Origin of the sequence: Arenimonas malthae CC-JY-1 (genome assembly GCF_000747075.1) — a bacterium.
Taxonomy (GTDB): domain Bacteria; phylum Pseudomonadota; class Gammaproteobacteria; order Xanthomonadales; family Xanthomonadaceae; genus Arenimonas; species Arenimonas malthae.
In genome coordinates, this window is sequence record NZ_AVCH01000160.1 from 1 (window position 1) to 20,558 (window position 20,558).

At 71.4% G+C, this 20,558-nt stretch carries 21 protein-coding genes; 9 read left to right on the forward strand and 12 right to left on the reverse strand.

Going from position 1 to position 20,558, the window contains the following annotated elements:
• The 4 genes from N790_RS08415 to pilG form a co-directional block, all read right to left on the reverse strand.
• Positions 1 to 3,542: FimL-related protein (locus tag N790_RS08415; RefSeq protein ID WP_043803181.1), on the reverse strand; the 3,542-nt coding region annotated here is incomplete at its 3' end.
• Positions 3,543 to 3,621: 79 nt separating this feature from the next.
• Positions 3,622 to 5,667, reverse strand: a complete 2,046-nt coding sequence (locus N790_RS08420; protein WP_043803185.1) for a methyl-accepting chemotaxis protein — start codon at positions 5,665 to 5,667, stop codon at positions 3,622 to 3,624.
• 53 nt (positions 5,668 to 5,720) lie between these two features.
• Positions 5,721 to 6,284, reverse strand: coding sequence for a chemotaxis protein CheW (locus tag N790_RS08425; RefSeq protein ID WP_052385809.1), 564 nt, complete (start codon positions 6,282 to 6,284; stop codon positions 5,721 to 5,723).
• 7 nt (positions 6,285 to 6,291) lie between these two features.
• On the reverse strand, positions 6,292 to 6,681 hold the full coding sequence (gene pilG / locus N790_RS08430; RefSeq protein WP_043803188.1) for a twitching motility response regulator PilG: 390 nt from the start codon (positions 6,679 to 6,681) through the stop codon (positions 6,292 to 6,294).
• A 200-nt stretch (positions 6,682 to 6,881) separates the two neighbouring features.
• On the opposite strand from pilG, the gene gshB reads away from it, so the two are divergent.
• Both gshB and N790_RS08440 read left to right on the forward strand, forming a co-directional pair.
• Positions 6,882 to 7,838 (forward strand): glutathione synthase, encoded by a 957-nt coding sequence (gene gshB, locus N790_RS08435; protein WP_043803190.1) that lies wholly within the window; start codon positions 6,882 to 6,884, stop codon positions 7,836 to 7,838.
• Position 7,839: 1 nt separating this feature from the next.
• Positions 7,840 to 8,703, forward strand: coding sequence for an energy transducer TonB (locus tag N790_RS08440; RefSeq protein WP_043803192.1), 864 nt, complete (start codon positions 7,840 to 7,842; stop codon positions 8,701 to 8,703).
• A gap of 9 nt (positions 8,704 to 8,712) precedes the next feature.
• Here N790_RS08440 and N790_RS08445 read toward each other — a convergent pair whose 3' ends face one another.
• The 6 genes from N790_RS08445 to N790_RS08470 all read right to left on the reverse strand — a co-directional run bounded on the left by N790_RS08445 (position 8,713) and on the right by N790_RS08470 (position 13,803).
• Positions 8,713 to 9,663 carry an aspartate carbamoyltransferase catalytic subunit gene (locus N790_RS08445; RefSeq protein ID WP_043803194.1) on the reverse strand — a complete coding sequence of 317 codons (951 nt, stop codon included), beginning with the start codon at positions 9,661 to 9,663 and terminating at the stop codon, positions 8,713 to 8,715.
• Complete coding sequence (gene ruvX / locus N790_RS08450) at positions 9,660 to 10,124, reverse strand: Holliday junction resolvase RuvX (protein WP_052385810.1); 465 nt, start codon at positions 10,122 to 10,124, stop codon at positions 9,660 to 9,662. Before ruvX ends, N790_RS08445 begins: the two co-directional genes overlap by 4 nt.
• Positions 10,121 to 10,684 carry a YqgE/AlgH family protein gene (locus N790_RS08455; protein WP_043803197.1) on the reverse strand — a complete coding sequence of 188 codons (564 nt, stop codon included), beginning with the start codon at positions 10,682 to 10,684 and terminating at the stop codon, positions 10,121 to 10,123. The genes ruvX and N790_RS08455 overlap by 4 nt, the downstream gene beginning before the upstream one ends.
• Positions 10,685 to 10,722: 38 nt before the next feature.
• Positions 10,723 to 11,544, reverse strand: coding sequence for a hypothetical protein (locus tag N790_RS08460; RefSeq protein ID WP_043803199.1), 822 nt, complete (start codon positions 11,542 to 11,544; stop codon positions 10,723 to 10,725).
• Between the two features lie 7 nt (positions 11,545 to 11,551).
• Complete coding sequence (locus N790_RS08465; RefSeq protein WP_043803202.1) at positions 11,552 to 12,682, reverse strand: PilT/PilU family type 4a pilus ATPase; 1,131 nt, start codon at positions 12,680 to 12,682, stop codon at positions 11,552 to 11,554.
• An 83-nt stretch (positions 12,683 to 12,765) separates the two neighbouring features.
• The gene (locus N790_RS08470) at positions 12,766 to 13,803 is read right to left on the reverse strand and encodes a type IV pilus twitching motility protein PilT (protein ID WP_043803204.1); all 1,038 of its coding nucleotides are present in this window, start codon (positions 13,801 to 13,803) and stop codon (positions 12,766 to 12,768) included.
• Between the two features lie 87 nt (positions 13,804 to 13,890).
• Here N790_RS08470 and N790_RS08475 point away from each other — a divergent pair, with 87 nt between their 5' ends.
• The 7 genes from N790_RS08475 to N790_RS08505 all read left to right on the forward strand — a co-directional run bounded on the left by N790_RS08475 (position 13,891) and on the right by N790_RS08505 (position 19,155).
• Complete coding sequence (locus N790_RS08475; RefSeq protein ID WP_043803206.1) at positions 13,891 to 14,571, forward strand: YggS family pyridoxal phosphate-dependent enzyme; 681 nt, start codon at positions 13,891 to 13,893, stop codon at positions 14,569 to 14,571.
• A gap of 24 nt (positions 14,572 to 14,595) precedes the next feature.
• Positions 14,596 to 15,414: a pyrroline-5-carboxylate reductase gene (gene proC, locus N790_RS08480; RefSeq protein ID WP_043803209.1), complete on the forward strand. Its 819-nt coding sequence runs from the start codon at positions 14,596 to 14,598 to the stop codon at positions 15,412 to 15,414.
• A 96-nt stretch (positions 15,415 to 15,510) separates the two neighbouring features.
• On the forward strand, positions 15,511 to 15,948 hold the full coding sequence (locus tag N790_RS08485) for a DUF4426 domain-containing protein (RefSeq protein ID WP_043803212.1): 438 nt from the start codon (positions 15,511 to 15,513) through the stop codon (positions 15,946 to 15,948).
• Positions 15,945 to 16,628, forward strand: a complete 684-nt coding sequence (locus N790_RS08490) for a histidine phosphatase family protein (protein ID WP_043803215.1) — start codon at positions 15,945 to 15,947, stop codon at positions 16,626 to 16,628. Before N790_RS08485 ends, N790_RS08490 begins: the two co-directional genes overlap by 4 nt.
• Positions 16,629 to 16,635: 7 nt before the next feature.
• Positions 16,636 to 17,850 carry an acyl-CoA dehydrogenase family protein gene (locus N790_RS08495; RefSeq protein WP_043803217.1) on the forward strand — a complete coding sequence of 405 codons (1,215 nt, stop codon included), beginning with the start codon at positions 16,636 to 16,638 and terminating at the stop codon, positions 17,848 to 17,850.
• A 109-nt stretch (positions 17,851 to 17,959) separates the two neighbouring features.
• A complete protein-coding gene (locus N790_RS08500) occupies positions 17,960 to 18,904 on the forward strand; it encodes a phosphotransferase (RefSeq protein ID WP_211251976.1) in 945 nt (314 codons plus the stop codon).
• Positions 18,905 to 18,966: 62 nt separating this feature from the next.
• On the forward strand, positions 18,967 to 19,155 hold the full coding sequence (locus N790_RS08505) for a YgaP family membrane protein (RefSeq protein WP_043803221.1): 189 nt from the start codon (positions 18,967 to 18,969) through the stop codon (positions 19,153 to 19,155).
• Between the two features lie 3 nt (positions 19,156 to 19,158).
• Here the strand turns inward: N790_RS08505 and N790_RS08510 are convergent, their stop codons facing one another.
• Both N790_RS08510 and N790_RS08515 read right to left on the reverse strand, forming a co-directional pair.
• On the reverse strand, positions 19,159 to 20,133 hold the full coding sequence (locus N790_RS08510) for a PA2778 family cysteine peptidase (protein ID WP_052385811.1): 975 nt from the start codon (positions 20,131 to 20,133) through the stop codon (positions 19,159 to 19,161).
• On the reverse strand, positions 20,130 to 20,498 hold the full coding sequence (locus tag N790_RS08515; RefSeq protein WP_043803224.1) for a PA2779 family protein: 369 nt from the start codon (positions 20,496 to 20,498) through the stop codon (positions 20,130 to 20,132). The genes N790_RS08510 and N790_RS08515 overlap by 4 nt, the downstream gene beginning before the upstream one ends.
• Positions 20,499 to 20,558 lie beyond the last annotated feature (60 nt).

A 20,558-nucleotide genomic window follows, 5' to 3' on the forward strand; every position in this document is an offset into this window, starting at 1 on the left:
GCTTCGGCAGCAGCAGCTTCGGCGGCAGCGGCTTCAGCGGCGGCGGCTTCGGCAGCAGCAGCCTCGGCAGCAGCGGCTTCGGCGGCAGCAGCCTCGGCAGCAGCGGCTTCGGCGGCAGCAGCCTCGGCGGCGGCGGCTTCGGCGGCAGCAGCCGCGGCGGCCGCTTCGGCAGCAGCGGCTTCAGCTTCAGCGGCGGCCAGCAGCGCGGCTTCCGCAGCGGCGATTTCTTCGGCGGACACGGCGTCTTCGACCGTCGCTTCGGTCACCGACAGCGACAGCGGGGCCTCCGCCTCGCCCAGGCCGGTGTCGAGGAAGGCGTCGAGCGACACCACTTCCTGCGCGGGCTCGTCGGCCGGCAGGTCCGCTTCCGGCGAGGCCAGCGAGGCGGCCGGTTCCGGCGTCTCGACCTCGAAGCTCGGCAGGCCGGACAGGTCGGGCGCGCCGAGGCTGACGGCGGTCGGCATCACCGACTCGACGTCCTCGGGGTGCATCGGCATGGACGGGCTGGTGGACTCCGGCAGCGCGTCGCGCAGCGCCACCACGCGCGCGGCGAGCGCGGCGTAGCTGGGCAGGTTCGGGCGCGGCAGTTCCAGCGCGGCGATGACCTGGCGGATCGCCGCGGCGACCTCGCCGATCACGGCGACGCCCTCGGCCGAGGGCGGGCGCGCCGCGGCCAGCGAACGCTTGAGGAACCCCTCGAGCGGCGCGGTGACCTCGGTGAGCGCGGTCACCTCGGTCATGGCGAAGGCGCCGTTCATGGTGTGCACGGCGCGCAGCAGCGGGTCGGTGACCGGCTGCATGCCGCCGGCGGCGGTGGCGAGCCAGGCGTCGACGGTTTCCAGGTGGCCGGCGACTTCCGGCTTCAGGATCTCGAACAGCACCGGGTCGATGGCGAAACCGGAATCGGCGGCGGCTTCGGCCATCTCGATCGCAGGCGACACCACTTCCGGCAGCACCGGTTCGGGTTCGGCCGGCACGGCCGGGACCGCGACTTCGGCCACGGGCGCGGGCGCCGGCGCGACCGCCTCGGCGGCCGGGGCCGAAGGCGGCTGGTAGAAGGCTTCTTCGCCAGCGGCGACGCGCTCGGCCAGCGACTCGATGCCCGCCAGGTCGGCGTGCACCGTTTCACCCTGCAGCGCGGCGCGCAGCAGCGGCAGCGTGTTGAAGGCGTGCTCGATCAGCGACACCACCGCCGGGCTCGCCGGGCGGGTGCCGTCGAGCACGCGGTTGAGCATGGACTCGACCTTCCAGCTGAATTCGCCCAGCGTCTTGGCGCCGACCAGGCGGCCGCTGCCCTTGAGCGTGTGGAAGACGCGGCGGATCGGCCGCAGCTGCTCCATGTTGTCGGGCTGCTTGCGCCAGTTCGGCAGCAGCTGCTCGAGGTTGCCGATTTCCTCCTGGAATTCCTCCAGGAAGACCTCGCGGATTTCGTCGTCGATTTCGTCGCTGGTGCCGTCGAAACCCGGGATGGCGGGCGGGCCGGACACGGCCGGCGCAGCGGCGACGGGCTCCGGCTGTGGCACCGGCGGCCCGGCGACCGGCGGCATTTCCGCCACCGGCTCGGGCTGCGGCTCGACGATGGGCTCGAAGGAAACCCCGGGCGCGGCGATTTCGGCCGGCAGCTCGATTTCCGGCGGCTGGCCGAGGTCGAGGCTGAAGTCGCTGAAGTCCAGGGCCGGCTCGGCCGCGGCTTCCGCCACGGGCTCGGCCTCGGGCGCGGGCGGCGCTTCGACCACCGGTTCCGGCGCAGGCGCAGCGGGAGCCGGCGCGACCGGCTCGGCGGCGGCCGTGGGCACCGCTGCGGACGGCGGCGCCAGGTCTTCGGCCGGCAGCGGCCAGTAGCCCAGCGATTCGAGGTTCTGGCGGGCGATGTCGAGGATCTGCTCGCGCTTCGGGCGGCGGTCGCGCAGCGCCTCGAGGTAGTACTCGAGGCCGGCCAGCGCATCGGCCAGGCGGTCCATCTGCTGGCCGTTGGGCACGCGGCGCCGGCGCAGCAGCTCGCTCTCGGTGAAGCGGCGCACGGCGGCCAGGTACTGCGGCGCGTCCTGCACCTCGAGGATGCGCAGCGCGCCGGCCACTTCCTCGAGCAGGCGCGGCACGTCGGCGAGCTGGGCATGGTCCCAGTGGGTTTCCACGAAGGCGACGAAACACTGGCGGGCCTGGGCGAAGTTGGCGATCGCCTCCTTCACCAGCACTTCCAGCACCATGCGTGCCTCGCTGCTGGGCAGCGCACGCTCGGCCGCGGCGGCGGCCTCGGCTTCGGGGCCGACCTCCGCCTCGCCGAGGCGGGCGACCTGGTCGTCCAGCGAGGCTTCGACGTAGAGCAGCGCGCCGGCGATGTCGAGCAGGCTCGACTCGTCGGCCTTGCGCTCGCCGCTGGAAATGGCGTGGATGGCGGTGCGCTGGTCCTGCACCACGCGGCGCGGCACGCCCAGGCCCAGCATGCCGAGCGTGTCGGCGACGCGGTCCAGGGCTTCGGCCTGCTCGCCCAGCTCGGCGGCCGGAGCCTCCGGGCTGCGCAGGTGCAGGTCGAGCGCGTCCTTCACGCGCAGCAGGTCTTCCTTGATGGCCGCGGCCACGGTGGACAGCAGCGCCTTGTTGCGGCCGCTGAGGCTGCCGCGCGCGTGCGCCAGCTCGGATTCGCTGGGCAGGTACTGGCCCAGGCCGAAGACTTCGCGGATCTCGCCGATGCGGCCGTTGTCGGTGGGCGCGTGGGCGACGAAATAGAGCAGCTGCCGGGTGAGTTCCAGCGGCGGGTCGGAGCGGAAGGCGGCATCGCCGCCCTCGGCCAGGCGCTTGATCTCCTGCTCGACCTTGGCCAGCGCCTGCTTGAGCGGCTTGCCGGCCTCGAAGGCATTGCGGGCCAGCGCGTCGAGCGTGCCGGCGGCCACCCAGAACAGGCGGCGCGCGTGCTCGGCGTCGGTGATCGGCACCAGCTGCTCGCACACGTCGGTGAGGTCGCGGATGTTCGCGGCGCTGTTGTCGTCCTTGAGCCAGCGCAGCAGCGCCGACTGGAACAGGCCGCGCAGGGTTTCGGCGCGGCGCTTGAGCTCTTCCGGCGCCAGCGGCGCGGCCGGGCCGGCGGCCGAGGCCGGCAGCGGCCGCGACAGGTCGGGCGAGAACAGCACGGATTCGGACAGGCCCTTCTCGCCGCGCGGCTCGCGCAGCTCGTTGAGCAGGGGCAGCAGCACGATGGGGATGTCGCGGTGGCCGCTCTGCAGGCGCTCGAGGTAGTCGGGCAGCTGCACGATGCCGCGCATCAGCGCGGCGTAGCCGGATTCGCGTTCGGCGACCTTGCCCTCGACCAGCGCCTTGGCCAGCTGCTCCATTTCCTCGGCGACCATGGCGGCGCCGTACAGCTCGACCATGCGCAGGGTGCCCTGCACCTGGTGCAGGAGGTTCGCGCAGGCCTTGAGCTGGCCCGGGTCCTCGCCGTCCTCGACGTAGGTCTCCAGCGCCAGGCGGGCCTGGCGCAGGGTCTCGTCGAGCTCGGGCTTGACCCAGGTGAGCGTGGTGAAATCGATGTTTTCGTGCAGCCTCATGCCGAGGTCCTGTCAGGGTGCGGGCGCCGGGAGGGACGCCCGTACCGGTGTGTTGCCAGGGGCAAACCGGGTCCGGGCATCAGCCCGGCAGCTTGAAGTCGGCGACCGAGCGACGCAGGTCGGCCGCCAGCTGCGCCAGGTTTCCGATTGACTCGGCCGTCTGGTTCGCGCCCTGCGAGGTCTGGGTGGTGATCTCCTGAATCACGCTCATGGTGGCCGTGATGTTGGTCGCCGCGGTGGACTGCTGGCGCGCCGCCTGGGAGATGTTCTGGATGAGGTCCGCGAGGTCGTTCGACACCTTTTCGATCTCGCCCAGGGCCAGGCCCGCGTCCTCGGCGAGTCGGGCACCGGCGACCACTTCCGCGGTCGTCTGCTCCATCGAGCTCACCGCTTCGTTGGTGTCGGACTGAATGGTCTGCACCAGGGCCTCGATTCGCTTGGTCGCGTTCGAGGCGCGCTCCGCGAGTCGCTGCACTTCGTCGGCCACCACCGCGAAGCCGCGGCCCGCTTCACCGGCGGACGCGGCCTGGATGGCGGCGTTGAGCGCGAGGATGTTCGTCTGTTCCGAGATGTCGTTGATCAGTTCCACGATCGAGCCGATTTCCTGGGAGCTTTCGCCCAGTCGCTTGATTCGCTTTGAGGTCTCCTGGATCTGGTCACGGATGTTGTCCATGCCCTGGATCGTCTGGCGCACCACTTCGGCGCCCTTGGCGGCGATCTGCACGGAGCGCTGGGCCACGTCGGCCGATTCGGCGGAGTTCTTCGACACCTCGTCGATGGAGCTCGCGATCTCGTTGATCTGCGCCGAGGCCGAGGTGATCTGCTGCGCCTGGTGTTCCGCGGCTTCGGCCAGGTGCATGGCGGTGGCCTGCGTTTCCTGGGCCGAGGCGGCCACCTGCACGGCGGTCTCGTTGATCGTACCCACCAGTCGGCGCAGCTCGTCGACGGTGAAGTTGATGGAGTCCGCGATCGCGCCGGTGATGTCCTCGGTCACGGTCGCCTTCACGGTCAGGTCGCCTTCCGCGAGCGCGCCCATTTCGTCGAGCAGTCGCAGAATCGCTTCCTGGTTGCGCTGGTTCAGCTCCTGGGTGGTGCCCAGTCGGCGGCGCTGGTCGCGGAAGATGGTGAACAGCAGGCCGAGCAGGCCGACCGCGGCGCCGATGCCGCCGGCGATGGCGAAGTAGTTGTTCGGGAAGACGCGCTGGTAGTTGATGGCGTCGAAGCTGGAGAACAGCGCCTGGCTGTTCTCGAGCAGCACGTTGGACTCTTCCGAGATCTGGGTGGCGGCGGCCTGCACCTCGGCCAGGTCGGCGGAGGCGCCGAGCACCACGTCCAGGTCGGCCTGGGCCTCGGCGTAGAGGTCTTCGGCCGCCTTCAGGTTGTCCATGCCGGCCTGGCTGGTGATGCGGGTGACGCCCGCTTCGGCGTTGCCTTCGCGGAAGTTCTGCAGCACCGAGGCGAACACGGTGGCGTCGCGCGAGAGCGCGTCGGCCGCCGAGACGGTGTTCTCGCCGCCGGCGACGATTTCCGTCACGCGGCGCGACATGCGGTCGGCGAGCACGATCTGGCGGTTGGCGAGCGAGATCTGCGAGGCCGGGGCGTTGGCGTCGGAGAGCGAACGCACCACCTCGTCGAGCTGGAAGGCCAGGCGCGGCACGCGGGAGATGAACTGGGCGGCCGTGTCGGCGAGGTTGAGCACCTGCTCCTCGGCGGCGGTGATGGTGTCGGCCGCCTGGGCCATCGGGGTCCAGGTCTCGGTCACCTTCTCGAGCGCGCTGGCGACGCCGCGCGCGTTCGGGTCGCCTTCGTAGCCCGGCACGCCCTCGGCGGCGCTGCCGCTGCGCAGGGCGCCGACGATCTGGTCGACGCGGGTCTTGGTCGCCTTGAACTCGGCGAAGGCGTCGGCGTTGCCGTCCACCGCCTCCTGGGCGTACTTCGCGAGCTGCTGCGAGAGCACCTGCAGGTCCGCCGTCAGGGCTCGCGCGTTGTTTTCCTGGTTGCCCAGGTAACTCGCGTAGATGAAGTTGGCGCCGAACACCAGCAGCGAGACGATCAGGATGAACGACCAGAATCGCAGGCCGAAGTTGGTTAGCTTGTCGGTGAACGAGCGCGCGTTAGTGCTCATGACTGGACCTCAACCCCTGTAAAGACCAACAGAATGAAACGTGGAAGGGCCACTTAGACGGTGGCCTGGCGGAATTCGGGGGTGCGCGTCAGCAGCGACATGTTGAACACGCCCCAGGTCTGGTCGGCCAGGCGGTAGGCCTGCCCGACGAAATGGCCGTACCGGCCGTCGTTGGCATCGGGCGCCTCGGCCCGGTGCGAATCATTGAAGGTGCGCTGGCCGTAGAGTTCGTCGATGGTGACCGCGACGTTGCCGCCCGACTGGCGCACCACCAGCACGCGCTGGCCCTCGTGCACCACGGTGCGCTCGCCTTCCAGGAACTGCTTGAGGTCGACCACCGGCAGCAGGCTGCCGCGCACGTTGGCCACGCCCAGCATCCACGGCTGCGCGCCCGGCACCGGGGTGACCGGCGGCAGCGGCAGGATTTCCACCACCTCGTCGAAGGACGACACCAGCCGGCGCTGGCCGAGCCGGAAGCCGACGCCGCGCCAGTGGCCCGGCGCCTCGATCATCTCGGGGCGGCCCGCGACATGGGCCAGCGAGCGCTGCTCGTAGTCGAGCAGGACCTCGAAGGGTCCGGGACGCTTGTTCTGCGAGGCGGGCTGCGGTTTGGCCATCGTCGCCTCAGCCGGCCGGGACGTACTTGCGGATGGCCGAGAGCAGCTCATCGCGGGTGAAGGGCTTGGTCAGGTACTGCTCGGAGCCGACGATGCGGCCGCGCGCCTTGTCGAACAGGCCGTCCTTGGAGGACAGCATGATGACCGGCGTCTGCTTGAACATCTGGTTGTTCTTGATCAGCGCGCAGGTCTGGTAGCCGTCCAGGCGCGGCATCATGATGTCCACGAACACGATCTGGGGCTGGTGGTCGGCGATCTTGGCCAGGGCCTCGAAGCCGTCCGTCGCCGTCACCACGTCGCAACCCTCCTTCTTGAGCAGGGTCTCGGCGGTGCGCCGGATGGTCTTGGAATCGTCGATGACCATGACCCGCAAGCCGGCCAGGTGGTTGTCGTCCATCTCACTCCCCATAACATGCTGTCCCTGGCAATACGGGCCCCCATGGGGAACCCGCAGAATGACAGCTTATATCCCAGCCGAGCGTAAATGTGTCAAGCGCGTCGCGGTTCCGGCGTGCGCCCGCGCACGGTTCCGGGGCGCGCGGCCGCGCCCTGCCCTGATAGTCTAGTCGCCCCCCGATGACAGAGAAGATGGCGCCGATGGCTCTGGACGTGGCCGTGGTGATGGACCCGATCGGCAAGATCAAGATCGGCAAGGACTCCACCTTCGCGATGATGCTCGAGGCCCGGCGCCGCGGGCACCGCCTGCACTACGTCCTGCCCGGCGGGCTCTGGCTCGACGGCCCGCGGGCCATGGCCCGCCTGGCCGAGGCCGATGTCCGGGACGACCCCGCCGACTGGTACAGCCTGGGCCCGGCGCGGTCCCGGCCCCTGGCCGAGATGGACGTGGTGCTCATGCGCACCGACCCGCCGGTGGACGCCGACTACCTGCACGACACCCACATCCTGTCGGTGGCCCAGGCCCAGGGCGTGCTGGTGGTGAACGACCCGGCCGGCCTGCGCGACCTCAACGAGAAGCTGGGCGCCCTGCTCTTCCCGCAGTGCTGCCCCCCGACCCGGGTGTCCCGGGACGCCGCCGAGCTGCGGGCCTTCGTGGCCGAACACGGCCAGGCCGTGCTCAAGCCGCTCGACGGCATGGGCGGCCGCTCCATCTTCCGGGCCGCCGCCGGCGACCCGAACCTGAACGTGATCCTGGAGACCCTGACCGAGGGCGGCCGGCACCTGGCCCTGGCCCAGCGCTACCTGCCGGAGATCAAGGACGGCGACAAGCGCATCCTGCTGGTGGACGGCGAGCCCGTTCCCTACTGCCTGGCCCGCATCCCCCAGGGCGACGAGTTCCGCGGCAACCTGGCCGCCGGCGGCCGCGGCGAGGGCCGCCCGCTGAGCGAACGCGACCGCTGGATCGCCGCCCAGGTGGGCCCGGAGCTCAAGCGCCGGGGCATGGTTTTCGTGGGCCTGGACGTGATCGGCGACTACCTGACCGAGGTGAACGTCACCAGCCCCACCTGCATCCGCGAGCTCGACGCCCAGTTCGGCCTGAACATCGCCGGCCAGCTGTTCGAGGCCATCGAAGCCCGCCGGGCCGCCCGCGGCTGAGATGGCGGCCCGCCCCGGCATCGGACCCGGTGACCGGCTCGGCGCCACCCTGGCGCTGTCGGCCGTGCTGTTCGGGGTGCTCATCCTGGGCGTGGGCTTCGCCCTGGACCGGGCCGCGCCGGTGGCGCCCACGCTCGACGTCATCCTGACCGAAACCCGCAGCGAGGCCCCGCCCGAGGACGCCGACTTCATCGCCCAGGCCAACAACCAGGGCGGCGGCGAAAGCGAGCGCGCCGAGCGCCCGCGCGAGGAGCAGCTGGCCCCGGTGCCCAAGCCCGAGCCGGGCGTGGCGCCCGAGCCCATGGTGGCCCAGGCGCCGCCGCCCGAACCCGAGCCGGTGCCGCGGGTGCTGAGCACGGTGGGCGCCAGCCCCAACGTGCTGCCCCTGCCCGAAGACCAGCGCGACGCGAAACCCGAGCCCCTGCCCTCGGGCCAGGAACTGGTGGACCAGAGCCTGGAGATGGCGCGCCTGGCCGCCGAGATCGAGCGCCGGCAGGAGCTGATGGCCAAGCGCCCCAAGCGCAAGTTCGTCTCGGCCAGCACCCGCGAATACGAGTTCGCCGCCTACCTGCGGGCCTGGGTGGCCAAGGTCGAACGCGTGGGCAACCTCAACTACCCCGACGAAGCGCGCCGCCGCGGCCTGGGCGGCCGGCTGGTGATGACGGTGGCGGTGCGCCGCGACGGCAGCGTCGAGGACGTGCTGCTCAACGATTCCAGCGGCCTGGGCGTGCTCGACCAGGCCGCCATGCGCATCGTGCGCCTGGCCGAACCCTTCCCGCCCCTGCCCCAGACCCAGGAGCAGGTGGACGTGCTGCACATCACCCGCACCTGGCAGTTCCAGAACGGCAGCGTGATGGGCGACTGAGCGCGCGGCTCAGCCCATCAGCGCGTCGATCACCGCCATGCGCACCGGCAGGCCGTTGGCCACCTGGGCCAGGATCACCGACTGCGGACCGTCGGCCACGCCGCCGTCGATCTCGATGCCGCGGTTCATGGGGCCCGGATGCATCACCAGCGCGCCGGGCGCGGCCCTGGCCAGCCTTTCCGGGCTCAGGCCGAAATCGCGGTAATACCCTTCCAGCGAGGGCACCAGGCCCTGCTCCATGCGCTCGCGCTGCAGCCGCAGCATGATGGCCGCGTCCACGCCGGCGATGGCTTGGTCGAAGTCGCGGAACACCCGGCAGCCGTGCAGCACCTCGTCGCCCGGCAGCAGGTTGGCCGGGCCGCAGACGCGGATCTCGCCGCAGCCCAGCGCGCGCAGCGCGTGCAGGTCGGAGCGCGCCACGCGCGAATGCAGCAGGTCGCCGGCGATCAGCACCGTGAGCCGTGAAAAATCGGCGCCCTTGCGCTGGCGAAGGGTGAGCATGTCGAGCAGGCCCTGGGTGGGATGCGCGGCGCGGCCGTCGCCGGCGTTGATCACGCGCGTGCCCGGCGCGGCGCCGGCGGCCAGTTCGGCCACGGCGCCGTTGTCGGCGTGGCGGATGACGAACAGGTCCACGCCCATGGCCTCGAGGGTCTTGAGCGTGTCGAGCGCCGATTCGCCCTTCTTGGTGGACGAGGTGCCGACGTCGAAGTTCAGCACGTCCATGCCCAGGCGCGTGGCCGCCAGCTGGAAGCTGCTGCGGGTGCGGGTGGATGTTTCGAAGAACAGCGTGCAGGCGGTGCGGCCGGCGTGGCGGTCGCGCAGCCCGGTGCCGGCGTGCGCATGCGGCAGCAGCGCTTCGGCGCGGTCCAGCAGTTCGCGGATCAGCGCGGCGGGCAGGCCGTCGAGGGTGAGCAGGTGGCGCAGGCGGCCGTCGGGCGTCAGCTGGAAGTCGGGGCTCATGGCGTGGGGTCGGCGTCGGTGGGGCGGCGGGAATCGGGTTCGGCGAGCCAGCGCTCGAGGATGATGGCGGCGGCGAGCGCGTCGAGCTGGTCGGCCTGGTGGCGCTTGCGGGCACCCGCGGCGCGGCCGGCGGCGAAACGCTGGGCGGCCTCGACCGAGCTGCGGCGTTCGTCCACCTGCTGCACGGGCAGGCCGTAGCGTTTGGCCAGGCTGCGGGCGAAGCCGCGGGCGCGCTGGCGGGCCGGCTGGTCTTCGCCCTCGAGCGTGGCGGGGTCGCCGACCACCAGCAGGTCGGGGCGCCATTCCTTCAGCCAGCGGTCCAGGCGCTCCCAGTCGGGGCCGGTGGCGCGTACGTCGAGCACGCCCAGTTCGCGGGCGCTGCCCGAGAGCGTGTTGCCCACGGCCACGCCGATGCGTTTGGCGCCGACGTCGAAGCCCAGCAGGGTCGTGGGGCCACTCATGCGCGGCCGCTGTAGTCGGCCAGGCGGCTGATGTCCACGCCCAGGCTGCGGGCGGCGGCCTGCCAGCGTTCGGCCAGCGGCGTGCGGAACAGCACGGCGGGATCGGCGGGCACGGTGAGCCAGCTGTTGGCGGCCAGCTCGGCCTCCAGCTGGCCGGCGCCCCAGCCGGCGTAACCCAGGGCCAGCAACACGTTGGCCGGGCCTTCGCCCTTCGCCACGGCTTCCAGGATGTCGCGCGAGGTGGTCACGGCCAGGCCGTGGCCCAGGCGCAGGGTGGAATGCCAGTCGCGCGGGTCGTCGTGCAGCACGAAACCACGCTCGGGCTGCACCGGGCCGCCGGCCAGCACGGGGCGGGCGGCCAGGGCCGGGTCGCGCGCCTCGAACCCGAGCTGGCCCAGCAGTTCACCGAAGGTGTAATCGGCTTCGCGGTTGACCACCAGGCCCATGGCGCCATCGTCGTCGTGCTGGCAGACCAGGGTGACCGAACGGAAGAAGTTCGGGTCGTCCATCGCCGGCATGGCGATCAGGAAGTGGTCGGTCAGCGAGCGGGGGCCGGACATGCCCGCATTCTAGCGCGCCGGCCCGCGCGGCCGCCGCGTCAGCGCAGCCGCAGGAACAGCGAGGGGCCGCGCAGCTTCAGGTCGAGGCGGGCGTCGAGGCCGGCGTCGCTGCCCTGGCGCGAACGGTCGAGCCGGATCTGCGTGCCACCGTATTCCAGCGCCAGGCCCAGGCGCGGGAAAGGGAACCACTCCATGCCCAGCGCCAGGTCGACGATATGGCCCTGCAGCGGGCCGCCGCCCTTGGCCACGCCGGAAAGCTCGGCGTATACCCGCGCCTGGTCGCCGAGCGCGTGGCGCCAGCCCAGCACCAGCAGCGGCGCCAGCGCGGCATCGGAACTGCGGGCGCGCCCCGCCACCGGCACGCCTTCCACCGTGGCCTCGCCTTCGAACAGCGTGTCCACGCGGTAATAGGCCAGTCCCAGGCCCAGGCCCCAGGCCGTGGCGCCCTCGCCGAACCACCAGCGCCAGGCCGCGCTGCCGAAGTCGTAGTCGAAGCGCCCGCGCAGTTCGCCGTCGGCGGCGTAGGTGCGCCCGTCGTATTCGATGTCGCGGTCCAGCCGCACGGTGTTGCCGCGGTCGAAACCGAAGTATTCGAGGGACAGGCCCTGGCGTTCGCCCAGCAGCCAGTCCAGGCGCGCGTGGCTGACCGGCTGGCGCGCGCCGAGGCCCAGGTCGTCCTCGAGGTTCACGCGGCCGCTGGCGCTGTAGTCACCGGCCCGACCCTGCGCCCACAGCGTGGTGTCGCTGCGGGTTTCGAAGCCGCCGACCCAGGCGCTGAACTCGTCCAGGGGCCGCGGCACGGCGCCGGCATCGCCGGACGCCGCGAGGGCCAGGGCCAGCCAGGCCGCGGTGGCAGGCACCGCGGGCTTACTTGGCTTCGGACAGCTCCACGCCGTCCAGGCCCTGGCTGAGCGTGCGCGCGTCGCCGCCCTGGGCCAGCTTGATCTTCAGGCGCACTTCGTTGGCCGAGTCGGCGAAACGCAGGGCGTCCTCGTAGCTGATCTCGCCGGCCTGGTAGAGCTCGAACAGGGCCTGGTCGAAGGTCTTCATGCCCAGGTTCGTCGATTCCTTCATGACGTCCTTGAGCTTGTGGATCTCGCCGTCGCGGATGTAGTCCTGCACCAGCGGCGTGCCGAGCAGGATTTCCATGGCCACGCGGCGGGCCTTGCCGTCGGGCGTGGGGATCAGCTGCTGGGCGACCACGCCCTTGAGGTTCATCGAAAGGTCCATCAGCAGCTGGCTGCGGCGGTCTTCCGGGAAGAAGTTGATGATGCGGTCCATCGCCTGGTTGGCGTTGTTGGCGTGCAGGGTGCACAGCACCAGGTGGCCGGTTTCGGCGAAGGCGATGGCGTGGTCCATGCCCTCGCGGGTACGCACCTCGCCGATCATGATCACGTCGGGGGCCTGGCGCAGGGTGTTCTTCAGCGCGGCCTCCCAGCTGTCGGTGTCGATGCCGACCTCGCGCTGGGTGATGATGCAGCCCTCGTGCTTGTGCACGAACTCGATCGGGTCCTCGATGGTGATGATGTGGCCCGAGGAGTTCATGTTGCGGTAGCCGATCATGGCCGCCAGCGAGGTGGACTTGCCGGTGCCGGTGGCGCCCACGAACAGGATGATGCCGCGCTTGGTCATGGCCAGCGTCTTGATCACCGGCGGCAGGCTGAGCTCCTCGACCGTCGGGATGCGCGTCTCGATGCGGCGCAGCACCATGCCGACCTGGTTGCGCTGGTAGAAGCAGGACACGCGGAAGCGGCCGACGCCGGAGACGCCGATGGCGAAGTTGCACTCGTGGGTCTTTTCGAACTCCTCGCGCTGCGAGGGGTTCATCACGTTCAGCACCAGGTCGCGCGACTGCTGCGGGGTGAGCGGGTTCTGCGTGATGGGCGAAAGCTTGCCGTTGACCTTCATTGAAGGCGGCACGCCCGCCGTGATGAACAGGTCCGACGCCTTCTTGTGCGCCATGAGCTTCAGGAAGGAGGTGAAGTCGATGCTGCTCATGCTTGCTCCTGTGTGCACCCCGGGGCCTTGCCCCGGGGCGCGGGTTCATGCGGCGTCCTGCCAGCCCCCTTCAGGCGGCGACGTCAGTCGAAAAGCTTCTTTTCCTTGGCGTACTCGCGCGCCTGCAGCTTGGTCACCAGGCCGCGCTTGACGATGTCCTGCAGGCACTGGTCGAGCGTTTGCATGCCGTACTGCTGGCCGGTCTGGATGGACGAATACATCTGCGCCACCTTGTCCTCGCGGATGAGGTTGCGGATGGCCGGGGTGGCCACCATGATCTCGTGCGCCGCCATGCGGCCGCCGCCGACCTTCTTGAGCAGCGACTGCGAAATGACCGCGCGCAGCGACTCGGAAAGCATGGAACGCACCATCGGCTTCTCGCCCGCCGGGAACACGTCGATGATGCGGTCGATGGTCTTGGCCGCCGAGGACGTGTGCAGGGTGGCGAACACCAGGTGGCCGGTTTCCGCGGCGGTGAGCGCCAGGCGGATGGTTTCCAGGTCGCGCATCTCGCCCACGAGGATGAAGTCGGGGTCTTCGCGCAGCGCCGAGCGCAGGGCCTCGTTGAAGCCGTGGGTGTCGCGGTGCACTTCGCGCTGGTTCACCAGGCACTTCTGCGACGTGTGCACGAATTCGATCGGGTCCTCGACGGTGAGGATGTGGCCGAATTCGTTCTTGTTGATGTGGTCCACCATGGCCGCCAGCGTGGTGGACTTGCCCGAACCGGTCGGGCCGGTCACCAGGATCAGGCCCTGCGGCTGGTTGATCAGCTCGGCGAAGATCTTGGGCGCGGCCAGTTCCTCGAGCGAGAGGATCTGGCTGGGAATGGTGCGGAACACGGCGCCGGCGCCGCGGTTCTGGTTGAAGGCGTTGACGCGGAAGCGCGCCAGGCCCGGGATTTCAAACGAGAAGTCGACCTCGAGGAATTCCTCGTAGTCGCGCCGCTGCTTGTCCGACATGATGTCGTACACGAGGGCGTGGACCTGCTTGTGGTCCAGGGCCGGGATGTTGATTCGACGGACGTCGCCGTCGACGCGGATCATGGGAGGCAAGCCAGCCGACAGGTGCAGGTCGGAGGCCTTGTTCTTGACCGAAAATGCCAGAAGTTCGGCGATGTCCATTAGCTATGTCCCCTTGGCGCGTCAACGGATAGGCGACCGCACGTTCCCGGGGCAGTATAGCGCCAACCACGAAGGGCAATGCCAGCCATGGGAACGCTCGAACAGACCCTGCACGGTGTCCTGCAAACCATTGAAAACGCGGCGAAGCTGGCGGGCCGGCCACGGGGCGCCCGGCTGCTCGCGGTGTCCAAGACCCGCCCCGCCGACGCCGTGCGCGCCCTGGCCGGGGCCGGCCAGCGGGCGTTCGGCGAGAACTACGTGCAGGAGGGCGTGGCCAAGGCCCGCGAACTCGCCGACCTGGGGCTGGAGTGGCACCTGATCGGCCACCTGCAGTCGAACAAATGCCGCGAAGCCGCGGAGGTTTTCGATTGGGTGCAGTCCGTGGACCGGCTGAAGCTGGTGGACGCCCTGGACAAGGCCCGCCCCGCCGGCCGGCCGCCGCTGAACGTGCTGGTCCAGGTGAACGTGGACGGCGAGGCCAGCAAGTCCGGCTGCGACCCGGCCGACGTGCCCGCGCTGGCCGCGGCCGTGGCCGCCGCCCCGCACCTGCGCCTTCGCGGCCTGATGGCCATCCCCGAACCGCACCCCGACCCGGCCCGTCGCCGCGACAGCTTCCGCCGGCTCAAGGCCCTGCACGACGCCGTCGCCGCCGCGTTTCCCGGCGTCGACACCCTGTCGATGGGCATGAGCGACGACTTCGAAACGGCCATCGCCGAGGGCTCCACCCTGGTGCGCATCGGCACCGCCCTGTTCGGCCCGCGCGGCTGAGCCCCACCCCACCCTGGAACCGACATGAGCGAACACACCCTGGCCTTCATCGGCGGCGGCAACATGGCCCGCAGCCTCATCGGCGGCCTGGTCGCCCGCGGCGTGGCGCCGGAAACCCTGCGCGTCGCCGAACCGGTCGCCGAACTGCGCGAAGCGCTGTCGCGCGACTTCGGCGTGCGCGCCCGTGAAGCCGCCCCCGAGGCCGCCGATGGCGCCCACACCTGGGTGCTGGCGGTGAAGCCGCAGGTGATGCGCGCGGTCTGCGAATCGCTGGCGCCGCTGGCCCAGGCCTCGCGGCCGCTGGTGGTCTCGATCGCCGCCGGCATCACCACCGCGCAGATCGACGCCTGGCTGGGCGGCGGCCAGGCGGTGGTGCGCACCATGCCGAACACGCCGGCCCTGCTCGGCGCCGGCGCGACCGGCCTGTATGCGAACGCGAGCGTGGATGCCGGCCAGCGCGAGCGCGCCGACTCGCTGATGCGCGCCGCCGGCCTGACCGCCTGGATCCCGGACGAAGCGCTGATGGACGCCGTCACCGCCGTTTCCGGCAGCGGCCCCGCCTACGTCTTCCTGCTGGCCGAAGCCATGCAGGCCGCCGGCGAGGCGCAGGGCCTGGCACCCGATACCGCCCGCACGCTGGTGCTGCAGACGATCCTCGGCGCCGCCCGCATGCTGTCCGAGTCCGGCGAGCCTGCCGCCACCCTGCGCCAGCGCGTCACCTCGCCGGGCGGCACCACCCAGGCCGCCATCGAAAGCTTCGAAGCCAACGGCCTGCGCCGCATCGTCGACGAGGCCATCGCGGCCGCCACCCGCCGCGGCCGCGAACTGGCCCGGGGCGGCTGACACCACCCCTGCGCGAGAGGGCGGCGTGAAGGCGTATGGATGGACGCCGGCGAGGCGCGGCGCGATGATGACCCTCCCCTTCGAGGAGGCTTGGCCATGCGCCCCATGCATCTGCTTGCCGCGCTCGCACTTTCGCTGCTGGCCGCGCTGCCCGCCAGCGCCGGCTCCATGCGCACCGGCGACCTGAGCGTGCACTTCAACGCCCTGCCCAGCACCGAACTCACGCCCGAAGTCGCGCGCCAGTACGGGGTCACCCGCTCGGCCAACCGCGCCCTGGTGAACGTGGCCATCCGCCGCGGCCAGCCCGGCGCCGACGTGGCCGTGGCCGCCGAGGTGAAGGTGGTGGCCACCAACCTCGCCGGCCAGCGCAGCGACGTGCGCATGCGCGAAGTGCGCGACGGCGAGGCGCTGTATTACCTGGGCGAGGCGCGCATCGCCGGCCAGGACACGCTCACCTTCGAACTCGAAGTGCGCGTCGCGGGCGAGGCGCAGCCGATGTCCGCCACCTTCAAGCAGGAATTCTTCCCCCAGTGAGCCTGCTGCTGGTTCGCCACGGACAGGCGAGCTACGGCGCCGCCGACTACGACCAGCTGTCCGAGCGCGGGCAGCTGCAGTCGCGCCGCCTGGGCGACTGGCTGGCCCGCGGCGGCCACCGCTTCGCCGCGGTGGTGGTGGGCGGCATGCGCCGGCACCGGCAGACCGCCGAGGGCGTCGCCGCGGCCTTCGCCGAGCAGGGCCTGGCCCTGCCGGAGATCGTGGCCGACCCGGGCTTCGCGGAATTCGACCACGAGGCCGTGTTCGGCGCCTGGCTGCGCGAAAACGCCAGCCACCCCATCGCCATCGCCAGCCGCAGCGGCCATCCGCGCGACGTGGGTGCCATGCTGCAGCAGGCCCTGCTGGCCTGGGCGCGCGACGAACTGCCCGGCCTGCCCGAATCCTGGGCCGCCTTCGGCGAACGCGTGCGCGGCGCCGGCGAGCGGCTCGAGGCCCTGGCCGGCGACGAGGAGGCGCTGGTGCTCAGTTCCGGCGGCGTCATCTCGCGGCTGGCGCAGATCGCGCTGGACGTGCCCGACCACCGCGCCGTCGAACTCAACCTGGCGCTGCGCAACAGCGCGCTGAGCGAATTCCACCCCCACGGCGGCCGCCTGCGCCTGGGCAGCTGGAACGCGCTGCCGCACCTGCACGGGCAGCGCGAGCTGTGGACCTACTACTGAGGCAGCGATGACCCCGACCGGCTCGATCTTCCCCTTCTCCGAACGCTCGCGCGCGCTGCAGGCGCAGGTCGCCGAGTTCGTGGCCCGGCGGGTGATGCCGGCGGAAGCCGAGCTCGCCGCCCACGCCGCCGACCCGGCCACGCGCTGGACCATTCCGCCGAAGCTCGAGGCGCTCAAGGCCGAGGCCCGCGCCGCCGGCCTGTGGAACCTGTTCCTGCCCGACCCCATGCACGGCGCGGGGCTTTCCAACCTCGACTACGCGCCCATCGCCGAACTCACCGGCCGCTCGCTGCACGCGCCCGAAGTGTTCAACTGCAACGCGCCCGACACCGGCAACATGGAAGTGCTGCTGCACTTCGCCACGCCGGCGCAGCAGTCGCCCTGGCTGGAAAAATTGCTGGCGGGCGAAATCCGCTCCGGCTTCGCCATGACCGAACCCGACGTGGCCAGCTCCGACGCCACCAACATCGCCCTGCCCATCGTGCGGGACGGCGACGAGTACGTGATCACCGGCCGCAAGTGGTGGACCACCGGCGCCGGCGACCCGCGCTGCAGGATCCTGATCGTGATGGGCGTGACCGACCCGGACGCGCCGCCGCACCGCCGCCAGTCGATGGTGCTGGTGCCCATGGACACGCCCGGCGTGCGCGTGGTGCGCCCGCTCACCGTGTTCGGCTACGACGACGCGCCGCAGGGCCACGTGGAGCTTTACTTCGACAACGTGCGCGTGCCGGTGGCCAACCGCCTGGGCGAATCGGGCAGCGGCTTCGAGATCGCCCAGGCGCGGCTGGGGCCGGGCCGCATCCACCACTGCATGCGCCTGATCGGCCTGGCCCAGCGCGCGCTCGAAACCATGGTGGACCGCGCGCGGCACCGCCAGGCCTTCGGCAAGCCGCTGGGCGGGCACGGCATGGCGCAGGAAGCCATCGCGCTCTCGCGCTGCGAGATCGAACAGGCGCGCCTGCTCACCCTGCAGGCGGCGGCCGCGCTGGACGCACACGGCAACAAGGGCGCCAAGGACCTGATCGGCATGATCAAGATCGTGGCGCCGCGCATGGCCTGCCGCGTGATCGACCGGGCCATCCAGGTCCATGGCGGCGCGGGGCTGTCGCAGGACCTGTTCCTGGCGCAGGCGTATGCCGGCGCACGGTCGCTGCGGCTGGCGGACGGGCCGGACGAGGTGCATATCGCGGCGCTGGCGCGGTCGATGTTGAAAGGCTGATTCTTGCCACGGATTTTCACGGATGAACGCGGATAAGAGCGGGTTTGAGTTGCCTGAGGCGGAACTGGCGCTTTATCTCGAGACGCATGTGCCGGGGTTCCGCGGGCCGTTGACGGCCACGAAGTTCAAGGGCGGGCAGTCGAATCCGACTTACCTCGTCGAGGCGGCGAGCGGGCGGTATGTGCTGCGGCGCAAGCCGCCGGGCACGCTGCTGCCGTCGGCGCACGCGGTGGACCGGGAGTTCCGGGTGCTCAAGGCGCTGCATGGCGGCGCGGTGCCGGTGGCGGAGCCGCTGCACCTGTGCACCGACGCGTCGGTGATCGGCTCGGTGTTCTACCTGATGCAGTTCGTCGAAGGCCGCGTGTTCTGGGACCCGTCGCTGCCCGGGCTCGACGCCCCGGCGCGCGGCGCCACCTACGAGGCCATCATCGCCACGCTGGCGGCGCTGCACGGCGTGGACGTGGCCGCGGTGGGCCTGGGCGACTACGGCAAGCCCGGCAATTATTTCGCCCGGCAGATCCACCGCTGGAGCGAGCAGTACCGCGCCAGCGAAACCGGCCCCCTGCCCGACATGGACGCGCTGATGGCCGCCCTGGCCGAACGCTGCCCGGCCGACGACGGCGCCGTGGCGCTGGTGCACGGCGACTTCCGCATCGACAACCTGATGTTCCACCCCAGCGAACCGCGCGTGCTGGCGGTGGTGGACTGGGAGCTGAGCACGCTGGGCCACCCGCTGGCCGACCTGGGCTACTTCTGCATGGCGCTGCGGCTGCCGCGCAACCCCGCGCTGCCCGGCCTGGCGGGGCTGGACCGCGCCGCGCTGGGCATCCCCGACGAAGCGGCGCTGCTGGCGCGCTACTCCGAACTCAGCGGCCGGCCCATCCCGGCCGACTGGCCCTTCGTGCTGGCCTTCAGCTTCTTCCGGCTGGCGGCCATCGCCCAGGGCGTGGCCAAACGCGCGCTGCAGGGCAATGCCTCGAGCGAACAGGCCAGCCAGGCCGGGCGCATGACGGCGATGCTGGCCGCGCAGGGTTTGAGCCTCGTCAAGCGCTGACCGGGCCGGCGTGGCATAAAGGCCGGGCCGGGCAGCCGCCCGGTTCCCTTCCGGAGAGCGTCATGAAAGTGAACGTCGGCACGCCTGATCGCATCGTCCGCATCGTCGTCGGCCTGGGCCTGGTGGGCTGGGCGGCCTTCGGCGGCGGCCCCGCCTGGGCCTACGTCGGCATCGTGCCCATCCTCACCGGCACCTTCCGCATGTGCCCGCTGTATTCGCTGGTGGGCATCAACACCTGCCCGAACAAATAAGGCTCAGCGCGCGGCGCAGCCGGGGGCGTCGGCTTCCGGCAGCGACGCGCGGGTCTTTTCCAGCGACGCGCGCCAGGGCGAGTCCGGCGGCGTGGCCACCAGCACGGGTTCCAGCACGGCGCGCGCGCGGTCGCCGCAGCCCAGTTCGCCCAGCACGGTGGCGGCGTTGTTGCCCAGCACCGGGTCGCCCGGCGAGGCTTGCAGGCCGCGGGTGAACCAGCCCAGCGCGGCGGGTTTGTCGCCGGCGGCGTAATCGAGGTTGCCCAGCGCCAGCCAGGCGCGCGGGTCGTCCGGCCAGCGCGTGCGCGCAGCCTCCCAGGCCCGGCGCGCGGCGGCCGCGCCGCCCACCGGTTCGAAGGCCGCCACCGCTTCGGCGTAACGCAGCGGGTCGGCGCGCGCCGGCAGTTCGCCCGGGCGCAGCGCCACGAAACCCCAGCGGCCGGCCCAGTCCCAGGTGCGCAGGAAGGAACGCGCGCGCACGGCCTTGGCTTCGTCCACGCCGGTGTTGAGGCGCAGGCGGTTGCGCGCCGGTTCGCTGCCCACCACCACGGCGTAGTGCCAGCGCGGCACGCTGGGGGTCCACAGGTTCTGCAGCACCAGCACCGGGCGGCCGGCGGCGAGTTCATCGAGCAGCGCCTGCGGTTCGCGGTCCACCACGTAGGGAATGCGGCCGGCGCGGCGGCTGGCCGCCAGCAGTTCCACCTGCAGGCTGCCCTGGCGCTTGGGCAGGTAGACCTGGGGCACCAGCGCTTCGGGAGAGGTTTCCACGCCGCTGGCGCCCAGCAGCCCGGCCAGGGCCGCGGGGCCGCACTGGTATTCGGTTTGCGGGTGGAAGGGCACGCCGCCGAGCGCGATCGCGTCGCCGGCGGGCAGTTCGATGCGGGGGTTCACCGCGCAGCCGGCCAGGGCCAGCAGCGCGATGAGCGCGAAGGCGCGCCGCGGGCCGCGGCGCGCCTTCGCAGCGGCGTCGGCGGTCAAGCGCGCTTGAAGATGTCGATGGCGCCGGTCACTTCCAGCACGATCAGCACGATCAGCACCACGCCCAGCACGGCCAGCACGCCGCCGGCCGGCAGCTGCTCGACCTGGCCGTGCAGCTCGGCCAGCTCGGCGTCGCTGAGCGAGGCGACGCGCGAATCCACGTCGGCGGGATCGACGCCCATCTCGACCATCATGCGCGAAACGTCTTCGCGGGCCAGGGCTTCACGCACCTGGGCTTCCTGCTGGGCGCGGGCGTCGACGGCCACGGCCTGCTGGGTGGAAATCAGGGTCGCGTTGGCGATGCTGGTGGTGCCAGCGAACACGAGGGCGACGGACAGCACGAACGCCACGATCTTGGATGCCATGGGTTTCTCCGGTCGGTGCGTGGGGGAGCCCACTTATGCCACAAGCCCCGGCCGGGGCCA